12 protein-coding genes and 2 pseudogenes are annotated in these 12,057 nt (G+C 57.8%); 9 read left to right on the plus strand and 5 right to left on the minus strand.

Features of this window, described 5'->3' with window-relative positions; all coding sequences use genetic code 11:
• Window positions 1-888: a sulfate ABC transporter permease subunit CysW gene (cysW, locus tag ASD52_RS04640; protein ID WP_057223206.1), complete on the plus strand. Its 888-nt coding sequence runs from the start codon at window positions 1-3 to the stop codon at window positions 886-888.
• Entirely contained in the window at window positions 885-1,910 is a 1,026-nt protein-coding gene (locus tag ASD52_RS04645) for a sulfate/molybdate ABC transporter ATP-binding protein (RefSeq protein ID WP_057223208.1), read from the plus strand. Before cysW ends, ASD52_RS04645 begins: the two co-directional genes overlap by 4 nt.
• A gap of 307 nt (window positions 1,911-2,217) precedes the next feature.
• Here ASD52_RS04645 and ASD52_RS04650 read toward each other — a convergent pair whose 3' ends face one another.
• The 5 genes and pseudogenes from ASD52_RS04650 to ASD52_RS38160 form a co-directional block, all read right to left on the minus strand.
• Window positions 2,218-2,589, minus strand: a complete 372-nt coding sequence (locus tag ASD52_RS04650; protein ID WP_057223210.1) for a hypothetical protein — start codon at window positions 2,587-2,589, stop codon at window positions 2,218-2,220.
• Entirely contained in the window at window positions 2,586-2,915 is a 330-nt protein-coding gene (locus tag ASD52_RS04655) for a DUF6516 family protein (RefSeq protein WP_244497413.1), read from the minus strand. Before ASD52_RS04655 ends, ASD52_RS04650 begins: the two co-directional genes overlap by 4 nt.
• A 340-nt stretch (window positions 2,916-3,255) precedes the next feature.
• Complete coding sequence (locus ASD52_RS04660; RefSeq protein ID WP_057223215.1) at window positions 3,256-3,615, minus strand: type II toxin-antitoxin system HicB family antitoxin; 360 nt, start codon at window positions 3,613-3,615, stop codon at window positions 3,256-3,258.
• Entirely contained in the window at window positions 3,612-3,791 is a 180-nt protein-coding gene (locus tag ASD52_RS39715; RefSeq protein ID WP_347369213.1) for a type II toxin-antitoxin system HicA family toxin, read from the minus strand. Before ASD52_RS39715 ends, ASD52_RS04660 begins: the two co-directional genes overlap by 4 nt.
• A 212-nt stretch (window positions 3,792-4,003) precedes the next feature.
• Window positions 4,004-4,111: pseudogene (locus tag ASD52_RS38160) on the minus strand (adenosine-specific kinase); the annotation flags it as partial.
• A 5-nt stretch (window positions 4,112-4,116) separates the two neighbouring features.
• Here ASD52_RS38160 and ASD52_RS38165 point away from each other — a divergent pair.
• The 7 genes and pseudogenes from ASD52_RS38165 to rfbD all read left to right on the plus strand — a co-directional run.
• Window positions 4,117-4,328 (plus strand): annotated as a pseudogene (locus ASD52_RS38165) (sulfate ABC transporter ATP-binding protein); the annotation flags it as partial.
• A 161-nt stretch (window positions 4,329-4,489) separates the two neighbouring features.
• Window positions 4,490-6,424 (plus strand): glycosyltransferase family 2 protein, encoded by a 1,935-nt coding sequence (locus tag ASD52_RS04670; protein WP_057223217.1) that lies wholly within the window; start codon window positions 4,490-4,492, stop codon window positions 6,422-6,424.
• On the plus strand, window positions 6,421-7,539 hold the full coding sequence (locus ASD52_RS04675; RefSeq protein ID WP_156612893.1) for a hypothetical protein: 1,119 nt from the start codon (window positions 6,421-6,423) through the stop codon (window positions 7,537-7,539). Before ASD52_RS04670 ends, ASD52_RS04675 begins: the two co-directional genes overlap by 4 nt.
• 142 nt (window positions 7,540-7,681) lie before the next feature.
• Window positions 7,682-8,899 carry an IS701 family transposase gene (locus ASD52_RS04680; RefSeq protein ID WP_082571715.1) on the plus strand — a complete coding sequence of 406 codons (1,218 nt, stop codon included), beginning with the start codon at window positions 7,682-7,684 and terminating at the stop codon, window positions 8,897-8,899.
• Between the two features lie 523 nt (window positions 8,900-9,422).
• Window positions 9,423-9,980: a dTDP-4-dehydrorhamnose 3,5-epimerase gene (gene rfbC / locus ASD52_RS04685; RefSeq protein ID WP_057223221.1), complete on the plus strand. Its 558-nt coding sequence runs from the start codon at window positions 9,423-9,425 to the stop codon at window positions 9,978-9,980.
• 103 nt (window positions 9,981-10,083) lie between these two features.
• Entirely contained in the window at window positions 10,084-11,151 is a 1,068-nt protein-coding gene (gene rfbB, locus ASD52_RS04690; protein WP_057223224.1) for a dTDP-glucose 4,6-dehydratase, read from the plus strand.
• The gene (gene rfbD / locus ASD52_RS04695) at window positions 11,148-12,041 is read left to right on the plus strand and encodes a dTDP-4-dehydrorhamnose reductase (protein WP_057223226.1); all 894 of its coding nucleotides are present in this window, start codon (window positions 11,148-11,150) and stop codon (window positions 12,039-12,041) included. The genes rfbB and rfbD overlap by 4 nt, the downstream gene beginning before the upstream one ends.
• Window positions 12,042-12,057: the final 16 nt, after the last annotated feature.

Here is a 12,057-nt window from a genome sequence, read left to right on the forward strand (position 1 = left end):
ATGATACCGACCAGACGCAAACCGCCGCGCATCGGCGACGGGCCGATCATCCGCCGCGTGTTGATTGGCACGACCCTGTTCTTCGGCGCCATTCTGGTGCTCGCACCCCTGATCGTGATTGCCGTCGAAGCATTCGGTCAAGGTCTCAAAGCCTATGCGGCCACCATTGCTCACCCCGATACGCGCCACGCCATCTTCATGACGGTTGCGACCGCATTGATCGCCGTTCCCATCAATACCGCCTTCGGTCTTGCCGCCGCCTGGGCAATCACCAAGTTCGATTTTTGGGGACGACGCTTCCTTCTCGTCGTGATCGAGATCCCATTTTCGATCTCGCCGATCGTTGCCGGCGTCGCCTATCTCTTCGTCTACGGACTGCAAGGGTTGTTCGGCCCTATGCTGGAGGCTGCGGATATCAAGATCCTGTTCGCGTTGCCGGGAATTGTGCTTGCCTCGATGTTCGTGACGGCACCTTTCGTGGCGCGTGAGCTCATTCCATTGATGCAGGCGCAGGGCAGGGACCTCGAAGAGGCGGCAACCTCGCTTGGCGCGTCAGGCTGGCGCACGTTCTTCTCCGTCACACTTCCCAATGTGAAATGGGCGCTGCTTTACGGCGTCGTTCTCTGCAACGCCCGTGTCATGGGCGAGTTTGGCGCGGTCTCCGTGGTCTCCGGCAATATTCGCGGCCAGACCAACACCCTGCCGCTTCATATCGAGCTGCTTTATCATGACTACCAGGCGGCCGGCGCCTTTGCCGCTGCCTCAATCCTTGCGACGCTCGCCGTCGTCACCATCATTGCCAAGGTCGCGCTTGAGCGCCGCGGTGCTGGCCGCCGTCCGGCGCTTGCCGCCGCCGCCAAAGAACAGAATGCAGGAACCCGCCCATGAAGATCCGTCTCGACCGGGTCGTAAAGACCTTCGACACGTTCCGCGCCGTGCACGGCGTCTCGCTCGATATCGCGAGCGGACAACTGGTGGCGCTCCTCGGTCCTTCCGGATCCGGCAAGACGACAATCCTGCGCATGGTGGCCGGGCTCGAATATGCCGATGGCGGCCACATCTATTTCGGCGATCAGGACGCGACCGACATCCCGGTGCGCGACCGTGGCGTCGGTTTCGTCTTTCAGCACTACGCGCTCTTCCCGCATATGACCGTCGCCGAGAACATCGCCTTCGGCATGAAGGTTTCCAAGATCAAGCGCCGCAAGCCTGAGATCGCCACACGCGTTTCCGAACTCCTGCGGTTGGTAAAGCTCGAAGGACTTGGCGACCGCTTCCCTGGCCAGATTTCTGGCGGTCAGCGTCAGCGTGTGGCCCTTGCCCGCGCACTTGCTGTCGATCCGAAGGTACTGCTTCTCGACGAACCTTTCGGAGCGCTCGATGCCAACGTCCGCCGGGATCTCCGCCGCTGGCTTCGCGAGATTCACGACGAACTCGGCATTACGACCCTCTTCGTGACGCATGACCAGGAAGAGGCGCTCGACCTAGCAGATCGGGTGGTGATCCTCAATGAAGGCAAGATCGTCCAGGAGGGCACGCCTGCAGAGGTCTGCCGACATCCGGGTTCGGCATTTGTCATGCAGTTTCTCGGGGACGTGAATAAGTTTCCAGGCGTCGCCCGGGACGGTTTCGTTTTTGTTGGCGAGACGGCCACTGGTATCGCGTCCAGCGAAGTTGGTCCTGTCGAGGTTTTCGTAAGGCCACGGGATGTGGTTTGGCAGAAGGATGGGGGAGGAATTCCGATGGAGATCGAACGTTTCCTCCATCGGCCCGATGGATTGACCGTCGTTGGCACGACCAAAGATGGTATTCGAGTGGAGTTCGAAATCCCTGAACAAGCTGAACCCGATCTGTCTCGGGGGGCGGGGATTATCCTTAGGAACGCGCAGGTTTTCCGGAGAGGTGTTTAAATCGAGTGCGCGTGCAAGACCTTAAAAAGCGGCGAATTAACCGGCGTCGGAGACCCGGCGCAAGTATCATGCTGAACCGATCTTCATGAAAATGAGGAGAGACATGTCTCCTACAGAACATCGCAGTGAGATCGAGAAGAGAAGATCACGGAGTTTTGGCGTTCAGCGGAGCCGGCGGGCGTAACGCAACGATAACCTGCGCGCCGGTGAGCGGAATTCCGGCCGTTTGTCCTTACCCAAGCGCCTGCGCGGTAAGATTAGGACAACGGCCTTAGGTCTTCTTAGCATCCCTTTCTAGGGAGGACACCTACGCCGCCGATTTTGCGGACGTCATTACCATGTCAACGTGAATGTTTCCGAAGGGGCATGTAAGTGCGCCACGTTCATCACGCTCGATTAGTCCTAGATTAACAAGCACCGCAGCGTCTCCATGCACGCGCTTGACGTCTCGTCCTAGCCGGCGCGCAAGTTCACGGACTCCGATCGTTCCACTCCTAAGAAGCTCGTTCAGCATCTCCCATCGACGTTCGGTAAGGTGGGAGAAAAACGCTCCGGGAGTAGCAAAATTCAGCGTCTCGCCCTGATAGGTCCCGGTGGCAAGACCCACCTTGGCCTTCTCTCCGGCGGCGCGCAGGGCCGATTTCCAATCGGTGTTCGTCGTGATGGTCAATGTCCTCATGACTGCCTCCGTTTTTCGATCTCGGACATGAAGTCCTCAATGAGTTGCTCAAGCGACGTGAACTGGTAAGGATACTCCTTGCCGTCCAGATGCATATGATCACCCTTGCCGCGCTCGTTATCGAAACCGACGACGCGCTCGCGGTTTCGAATATAGACCATGCGATACTTGAAACCGTGCGTGGTCGGGGGAACGGGTTCCGGCAGCTTCCAGATGACAAACTGGATGATGCTGCCGTCTGCTTCAACGGTTTTGTGTTCGGTGATTTTTTGCGCATCCATGTTGGCTAATATGCCAACAATCGCCGCTGTTGTCAATTTAGCCAACGCTGCGTTGTTCTATAACAGATCGCAGGCTTCCCTGAGTACCGGCAGGAGTATCATAGAAGGGCCTGTGCCGAAGGTGCCAGTAATGCCCCCCGGGCGACGCCGCCAACGGTGAGCACAAGAAGCAATTTCATGCTCCAACAATTTCAGAAGCTTCGTCGTTGGTGCCACTTTCATTTCTTCAAGCACGTCATCGAACGAAGTTCGCATGGGGCCGAGGCCAGCCGTTCGTCGCGAGCCTTCGCGCACGCGCAGATCTTACGGGCGTCTACATTGTGTACTTGAAAAGATTGCCTAATTTAATTGGCGGGGGAAGGCCTATTTATCGAACACGCAACAATTACGACGCCAATAGGCGTGCCTCGGAAAAGTGGTCGGCAGCTTCTTCCAGCACCTCTTCTGCCCACTGGTTGAGACTCTTTCCCGAAAGCTCGGCAGCAAGAGCTGCTCGGCGATGGACTTCGGGAGCGACACGAAACATCATCTTGCCAGAATAGGACCTCTGCGGCTCTTTGCCAATTTTCCTGCAGGTCTCGAGGTAATCATCGACGGCCTCATGGAAGGCCTTCTTCAGTTCAGCGACGCTGTCACCGTGAAAGCCGATTACATCGGAGATACCTGCAATCCTGCCGAAAAACACTTCGTCCTCAGCGTCGAATTCGATTCGAGCGTGATATCCGTTGTAAGTCATGGTGTTCATGGCGTTACTCCAATCTGCATCAGGAACTCGCGAGCATCGCGCACCTGATAACGCTTTGCTTTCTTGTCCGGATGAGGTCGATGGAAGCTCGCAATGATTCCGTCTTTTTCGAACTTAATGCGGGAACCGTTGCCCTCGATCACGTTCGCTCCGGCAGCCACAAGCAGTTTTTCTATGGCGGCCTATTCAATGGTTCCAGAAACCGGGTTCTTGAACACATCCGCAAGGGTCTTTTTCTGCTTGCTGTTCATGCTAGCAAATGTAGTGACGCTTGCAGATTATGCAAGCGCAAACTCAACTTCGTGAATTGGATCGAGCTGAGCACGCAGAAAAGTCCTACGCTCACGTGCGGCTGTCAGGGCCGGAGCCTAGCACGGCTTCGTCATTTGCCCGACCAGCGCACCAGCCGCTTACCGGCGGCCTCGCAGAAGGCCAGCCCGAAACGGAAACCAGGAACCGCGCCCACCTGCGCTTCGTGGCGGTCCTCCACGGTCCTGTTGACTGCTTCTCGAAGAACCTTTCGTGGCGCTTGAGCCTATCTCCGGCGAGATCTTCGGCGCTGGTTTCGCGAGATCCACGACGAGTTGGGCATGACCATCCTGTTTGCACTTCACGATCAGGAGCAAGCGCCGGACCTCGCCAACCGGGTGGTGATCCTCAACCAAAGCCGGATTGTGCAGGACGGTACGCCTACAGAAGTCTGCCGCGCGCCGAGGTTGGAAGGCTGGCGATTAAGCTGGCACCTGCCTGAAACAACATGGGATGGATGGATATTCGGTTTGCGCAGATAACTGGATTTATGAGTTAAATTTCATTCAAAGCTCTGGCATAAGCGGCATACCGACTCCGGTTTCGCTGAATTGCAAGATAGAGAATGATGGCTGACGCTTCACAGGTCGAATTCAGGGTGCCGCTCAAGGCTGCGCTGGAAGATTATGCCGACCGTGCTGTCGTTCTAACGGTCAAGGATCCAGGGCACCGTTTGGGTCTGCGCCCGCGCTTGGCGTTGCATCGCAAGGGCAGAGTACCAGCTTCGGTTTTCCGCTCTTTCCTGGTGAACAGCAAAGGCCGCGGACGGTTTTATGGATGGCTGCCTGTGCAATTCGAAGGCGCCACGCTTGTCGCCGATGACGCCACAGCAGACGTATCCGCGGACGTCACCCCGGAAATAAACGTGCGGCGGCTGTCGCTGCTCGAAATCGGGATTGCCCTCGTTCTGCGACGGCCCTTGTTCATTCTTCGTATTCTTCGTCTCCTTATAGCGCGCAACGTGAAAGGCGCCACGTTTCGCTTTGCCAGGCAAGTCGACGCTTTGTCGGCGCCGAGCTATGACGAATGGATCGACGCCCAGCAGGCGGCGGAGCGCGCGGAGGTCTCTGACGCGCCACAAGATTGGCCAACAAAACCTTTCGTCTTCGTTTCGATCGGGCGCGGCACTGAGCAGGCCGTCGCCGAAACACGCGCTTCACTGGCCACGCAGACCTGGCACGACTATGCCGAGATGCCTGCCAGTGAAGTCGCAGGTATGAAAGATGGGAACGCAGCCCGACCGCAATTATGGATGCGGCTTCCCGCGGGCATGCGCCTGGCGCCGCGCGCTTTGGAGAGGCTTTCGCGCCCCTTCGCGTTCTCGTCTTCAGTGGCCGCGGTTTATAGTGACGAAGATCGTGTCAAAAACGGTGGTCGCCGGATCGACCCGTTCTTCAAGCCGGCCTGGAACCCGCCCCTTGCGCAATCCGGTTGGCTCCCATTGGACGGCGCCCTTGTCCGCCTGGCTGACCTGCCGGAGGGCTTGGACCTCGAGAGTATGCCGTTGGGCGAGGTGATCGCCAAAGCTGCAAAGGGCCGCCGCGATGCGGTTCTTCATGTGCCTCGGGTTCTCTTGCACAGAGACGCTCCATACCAGCGAATGATGGGACCTGTTCGATTGAAAGCGGATGCAACTGACGTGCCCAAGGTGAGCGTCATCATTCCGACGCGGGATCGAGCTGACCTGCTAGAGGCATGTCTAAGGGGCCTTTTTGAAAGCACCGATGGCGTTGATCTGGATGTTATTGTCATCGACAATGACAGCAGCGAGCCCGCAGCTCTTGCTCTTATGGACCGCTATGAGAAGGCTGGGCGTATCCGTCGTCTGCCGCTGCCAGGTGGGTTCAATTTTTCACGAGCGTGCAATCTTGGTGTCGAAGCATCGCGCCATGAACTCATCCTTTTGCTTAACAATGACGTTGAACCATTGCAGCCGGGATGGCTTTCGAATCTTGCTCGGGAGTTGGATGATCCGGATGTTGGCGCTGCGGGCAGCCTCCTGTTTTTTCCAGATGGTTACGTGCAACACGGCGGTGTGACGCTCGGGGCGGGGACTGTTGCAAGGCACAGCTTCCATTTCCTGCACCCGCAATCCGGTGAGGACAATGGTCTCTTGAGTGAACGGCGGGAGATTTCTGCGGTCACCGCAGCTTGCCTGCTGACACGCAAGAGCCTTTGGATGCAAATTGGCGGCATGGATGAGAGCAATTTGACGGTTGCGTTCAACGATGTCGACTACTGCGTCAAGGTGCGGCAGGCGGGGTGCACGATTGTCTGGACGCCTGATTGCGCAATGCTGCACAGGGAATCGGTCTCCCGAGGTGCGGACAATACACCTGAAAAGCTGGGCCGTTTCGCGCACGAGGAAAAGACGGTGTATCAGCGGTGGGGCGATATTTTGCGGAATGATCCGTATCACAACCCGAACCTCTCCTTGATCGCGGAGGATTTTGTTCTTGAGGCGCGCCCGCGCGATCTATCTCCGAGGTCATCACGATGACCCACCTGAGAGAAAGGCTTGCTCCATGGATCGAGCGAAAGCTGCCGCGCCCGAAGCTGAGGCCGGGGGCGACTGGTCGTCCACGTGGGCCTGTCAAACGGATCATCGTCTTCGGCCGTATGCCGAACCCGACCTTCGATTACTATTTTGCCGCTCGGCTCGATGCGCCAGGCATGCCCCCCTTCCAAGCTGTCGACATCAGGCACGGCAACTTTACCGATCTTGATTCCGACGGCGCTTTTATCATCATCTGTCGCTATGCGTCGCCCGGCGTGCTGAGCTGGCTGGACACCAATGCCGACCGATTGTCCGGTGTGGGGCTCTTTCTCGACGATGACATACCGGCCGTGGTGACAGGGCGAGATGCGGATCTTTTCTACCGTATGCGCCTCTGCTATCGCGCGCTTTGGCCGCTGCGTAGTCTCAACCGCCACCTCGATATTGTCTGGGCCTCGACTCCGCATTTGGCATCAACACTGCAGGCGCACGAAATCGAAGTGCTGCCTCCGGCGCCTCCCGAAACATTATGGAGGCCGCGGCTCGGTGATTCTGAGCGCGCTACAAATTCGTTTTCAGGCCAGGTTCTGATTGCTTATCACGCGACGGGGGTTCATCTCGAAGAACACCGCTTTCTGCGTCCGATCATTGAGTATGTCTTGGCGAAACGCCCCCAGGCGCGATTTGAGGTATTCGCTGACGGGCGGGCGGCATCGATCTGGGAAGGCATGGGACGAGTGTTGGTCAGAAGACCAATACCCTGGAACGACTATCGCGCAGACGCGAACAATCGGACCATCGATGTCATGCTCGTTCCGCTTCACCCGTCGCGCGTCAATGACAGCCGAGCACCGACGAAGCGGATCGACGTCGCTCGATACAAAGCAGCGGGTGTGTTTTCCGAGGGCGCGGCGTACGGGACAAGTGAAGGTTCTGGCGAGCAGCGTGTTCCATATGTTCGCGACATTTGGCAGAATGCGATCATAACGCTAATTGACGATCGCAGGACTCTTGATTTGGCAACGGAGAGCACACGGCGCCTTGTCCAGGATATGACGCTCGGCGCAAACGAAGGTCTGAAAATGTTGGCAACGACCGTAAACTCGATCTGTCAGTAGGATTTTCAAAATCTTAGTTTCTCGTGTCAGTACCAGCCTCAGCTAGACCGTTTATCTGCGCCTATGCTAGCACTACTTTGGCAGATTAATCCTCGGTTAACGATGTTCGGCCATCTTTGGCGCTCCAACAGGGGTGCGATGGATGGTGGAGCAGGATGTTGCACTGACGAATTGGCTGAAGCCATTCGTGGCGAAACTCGGTCATAAAAAGCGGCGGCAAATGTGCCCGGTTTATATTTCGGGTCTGATTGGGCCTGGTGATCGCAAAAGCATTGAGCCGATGGCGGAACGCCTCGCGCCTGATCGCTACGACCGCCTGCATCATTTTATCTCGGATGGTATTTGGGACGCCGGTCCGCTGGAGGCGGAATTGGCGGTGCAGGCCGACAGACTGGTTGGAGCCTCTGATGCGTTTCTGGTGATCGACGACACCGGTCTGCCGAAGAAGGGCGATCATTCTGTCGGGGTCGCACCGCAATATGCGTCGATGCTAGGCAAACGCGCCAATTGCCAGACGCTGGTGTCATTGACGCTGGCACGCGACGAGGTTCCCGTTCCGGTGGGTCTGCGGCTATTCCTGCCCGCGAGTTGGACTAGTGACCACGATCGGATGGCTAAGGCCGGTGTTCCCGAGGAGATGCGCTTATCTCGCACCAAGCCGGAGATTGCGCTCGACGAGATCGATCGGCTGATTGCGGCGGGCGTACGGTTTGGCACCGTGCTTGCCGATGCTCGCTATGGTTTATCGGCTGCGTTTCGCCAGGGGCTCAGTGCACGGGGCCTCACTTGGGCAGTCGGCATTCCCAAACATCAAAAGGTCTATCCCCATGATGTCGCATTGATCTTTCCTGTCGCCGGCCATGGAAGACCGCGCAAGCATACGATCCCCGACACCTTATCGACCGCAGCCGAAACTCTCCTTGCAGATTCAACCTGGAAGAAGGTCAGCTGGCGTCGTGGCACGAAAAGCCGATTGGCCGCGCGCTTCGCTGCCGCCCGTATTCGGATCGCTGATGGTAGTCCGCAACGTATCCTCGACAAGGGACAGCAGCATATGCCGGGCGAAGAGGCGTGGCTGGTGGGCGAATGGCGCTCGAACGACGAACGCAAATACTATCTCTCCAATCTGCCGGCCGAAGCGACGTTAAAGCAGCTGGCGGCTGCCATCAAAGCCCGATGGGTCTGCGAGCAGGCGCATCAACAAATGAAAGAAGAACTCGGCCTCGATCACTTCGAAGGCCGATCATGGCAAGGTCTGCATCGACACGCGCTGATGACAATGATCGCTTATGCCTTCCTGCAACATCAGCGCCTACACCAGGCCAAGCGGGAAAAAAACCAAGAGGCACGGCCCGCCTAAACCGACACTGCCAGCCATCCGACGCGCGGTCATAGTCGCGCTATCAAACCACCATCCACCACAACGATGTCCACACTGCCGTATCAGGTTCCAAATGACCCCAAAATCAATTCTGCCAAAGTAGTGCTAGGCCCGATAGACATTCAGAGTTCCCGTATGGGAACCGCTCTGCGGTCACCGTGTTCAATCCTTAAATACTGAGCCCTCTTGGGCTCATATGTCCGGCCTTTCCCACAGCATTGCGCTGCCGGCCTTCGTGATGCTCGTGGCTTGAATTATCCAAACAAATCAGCGAGCTCGATACATTTGGGAATCACCGTCTTGACCCTGACGTCGCCTGCTTAGCCATGTGGAGGCGCATCGCCCCGTTCGCTCACATCGTAGTCCCCCGTTGTACTGTTTTGGGATACGGGCAAAGCGGGTGTGAAATTCTGATTGGCGTCAGGACCTACGAATGGAGGAGCACTTTACAGGTGATCTTCGACCCGTTAGGCAAATGCTCGCATATGGAAGTGAGTGTACGATGCAGTTTGAACCGACCAGTATTCCGGAAGTGGTAGTAATCACGCCTAAGAAGTTTGGCGATACCCGCGGCTATTTCATGGAGACTTTCCGACAGACGCTTTTTGAGGAAAATGTCGGCAGGTTCGTTTTCGTGCAGGACAACCAGTCGATTTCGGCTGAGGTCGGAACGGTGCGCGGGCTGCATTTTCAGCTAAAGCCGAAGGCCCAAGGGAAGCTCGTGCGTTGCATTGCCGGCGCGCTGCTTGATGTGGCTGTCGACATCCGCTCCGGCTCGCCGACCTATGGCAAGCATGTCGCGGTGGAACTGACGGCCGAGAACGGCAGACAGCTCTGGGTGCCGCCGGGTTTCGCCCACGGTTTCTGCACGCTCGTTCCTAATACAGAGATCAGCTACAAGGTGACCGAATACTATAGTGCCGAGCATGACCGCGGCCTGCTTTGGAAGGATCCGGCGCTTGGCATCGAATGGCCGGTCGAAGCAGAGAAGGTTGCGTTATCGGACAAGGACAAGCGCCAGCCGACGCTCGCTGATCTCGGCGACGCTTTCACCTATTGAGCCTGTCGGTCGGTCCCTTTCCTCCGGTGGTTGACCGGCATGGGGCTTTCGTAGACTTTCATACTGCGGTTCTGTGCCGCAATGATACACGGAGATGTTGTAGATGCGCATACTGGTTACGGGTGGAGCAGGATTCATCGGCTCCGCGGTGGTTCGCCATCTAGTGTTGGACAAGGGCTATGATGTCCTCAACATCGACAAGCTGACCTATGCCGGCACCGAGGCCTCATTGAAGTCGGTCGACAACCAGTCCGGCTACCGGTTCCTGAAGGCTGACATCTGTGATCACGGTGCGATAGCAGAGGCGATTTTACGTTTTCAGCCTGACCGCATCATGCATCTGGCGGCTGAAAGTCACGTCGATCGCTCGATCACCGGTGCCAAGGACTTCATCGCCACCAACATTGTCGGGACCTTCAACATGCTGGAATGCGCTCGCCAGTACTGGATGGGGCTGGAATCCGCCCGCAAGGACGCCTTTCGGTTCCTGCATGTTTCAACTGACGAGGTCTACGGCTCGCTGAGTGATGACGGCCTGTTTACCGAGGACACGCCCTACGATCCCAGTTCCCCGTACTCGGCATCTAAGGCCGCGTCTGACCATCTCGCGAAGTCCTGGATGCGGACCTATGGCCTGCCGGTCGTGGTCTCGAACTGCTCCAATAACTATGGCCCGTATCATTTCCCGGAAAAGCTCATTCCGCTGATCATCCTGAATGCGATGGAAGGTAAGCCGCTGCCTGTCTACGGCGACGGCAGCAACATCCGCGACTGGCTCTATGTCGAGGACCATGCCCGTGCGCTTGACATCATCGCCGAACGCGGCCGGATCGGCGAGACCTACAATGTCGGCGGCCGCAACGAAAAGCGCAATATCGATGTCGTTGCCCGCGTCTGCGAACTGATGGATGCACTGCGACCCGGGAAGGAGCCGCATTCTCGGCTGATCACCCATGTGACGGACCGGCCAGGCCACGACGCCCGCTACGCGATCGACGCGACGAAGTTGGAGACGGAACTGGGCTGGAGGGCGCGAGAGAATTTCGACACCGGCATCGAGAAAACCGTCCGTTGGTACCTGGATAACCAATGGTGGTGGGCACCACTGCGCGGCGGTTACAGCGGCACGCGTCTTGGCCTTTTGGATCTGCCAAAGCAAGGTGCGGCATGATCCGCGCTCGCCAGCGTATGGTCGTGACCGGCCGCGAAGGGCAGGTCGTCTCGTCGCTTGTCGAACGGGCTACCAGGAATGAGCGTTTCGAAGTTCTCGCCGTCGGCCGTCCCGCGCTTGATCTTTCGCGACCGGAAACGGTCGAGGCGGCCCTTCGCGGAGCCCGCCCGGACGTGATTGTTTCGGCCGCCGCCTATACGTCGGTCGACCAGGCGGAAACGGACGAAGAGGCGGCAACGATCGTGAACGGAACATCCGTCGGCATTATCGCCGCGACGGCTGCTTCGCTCGGTGTACCTGTCATCCATCTTTCGACCGACTACGTTTTCGATGGAACCAAGGCCTCAGCCTATGTGGAGGCCGATCCGGTCACTCCGATTGGCGCCTATGGCCGATCGAAGCGCTCGGGCGAGGACGCGGTTGCCACAGCCCATCACAATCATGCCATCTTGCGCACCGCTTGGGTTTACAGCCCGTTCGGCAAGAATTTTTTGAGGACCATGCTCAAGGCAGCGGAAACCCGCAACAGCCTGAACGTAGTGGATGATCAAGTTGGTAACCCGACTTCGGCGCTCGACATCGCCGATGCGGTGATCTCGATCGCGGGCAACCTGCTCGACAGCGATGAAGCACGTTTGCGCGGCCTATTTCACATGACGGGAACCGGGGAAGCGAGTTGGGCAGACTTTGCCGACGAGATCTTCGCCTGCGCTGCGGCTCGAGGTGGTCCGAGCGCTTCCGTTGAGCGCATTCCATCGAGCGCCTACCCAACTCTCGCGAAGCGTCCGGTCAATTCGAGGCTTGATTGCCAAAAGCTGGCCGAAGCGTATGGCGTGAGGCTGCCAAGATGGCAGGATTCGACTGCCGACGTTGTGGCACGGCTTATCTAAACGAGAATTGAAAGAG

It is taken from the genome of Ensifer sp. Root142, assembly GCF_001426785.1.
In the GTDB taxonomy this organism is placed as follows: domain Bacteria; phylum Pseudomonadota; class Alphaproteobacteria; order Rhizobiales; family Rhizobiaceae; genus Ensifer; species Ensifer canadensis.

Excerpts from the sequence above, each read along its gene's own strand:
- cysW (WP_057223206.1), top strand. The coding sequence starts at position 1 with ATGATACCGACCAGACGCAAACCGCCGCGCATCGGCGACGGGCCGATC.
- ASD52_RS04645 (WP_057223208.1), top strand. The coding sequence starts at position 885 with ATGAAGATCCGTCTCGACCGGGTCGTAAAGACCTTCGACACGTTCCGC.
- ASD52_RS04650 (WP_057223210.1), bottom strand. The coding sequence starts at position 2,589 with ATGAGGACATTGACCATCACGACGAACACCGATTGGAAATCGGCCCTG.
- ASD52_RS04660 (WP_057223215.1), bottom strand. The coding sequence starts at position 3,615 with ATGAACACCATGACTTACAACGGATATCACGCTCGAATCGAATTCGAC.
- ASD52_RS04670 (WP_057223217.1), top strand. The coding sequence starts at position 4,490 with ATGATGGCTGACGCTTCACAGGTCGAATTCAGGGTGCCGCTCAAGGCT.
- ASD52_RS04675 (WP_156612893.1), top strand. The coding sequence starts at position 6,421 with ATGACCCACCTGAGAGAAAGGCTTGCTCCATGGATCGAGCGAAAGCTG.
- ASD52_RS04680 (WP_082571715.1), top strand. The coding sequence starts at position 7,682 with ATGGTGGAGCAGGATGTTGCACTGACGAATTGGCTGAAGCCATTCGTG.
- rfbC (WP_057223221.1), top strand. The coding sequence starts at position 9,423 with ATGCAGTTTGAACCGACCAGTATTCCGGAAGTGGTAGTAATCACGCCT.
- rfbB (WP_057223224.1), top strand. The coding sequence starts at position 10,084 with ATGCGCATACTGGTTACGGGTGGAGCAGGATTCATCGGCTCCGCGGTG.
- rfbD (WP_057223226.1), top strand. The coding sequence starts at position 11,148 with ATGATCCGCGCTCGCCAGCGTATGGTCGTGACCGGCCGCGAAGGGCAG.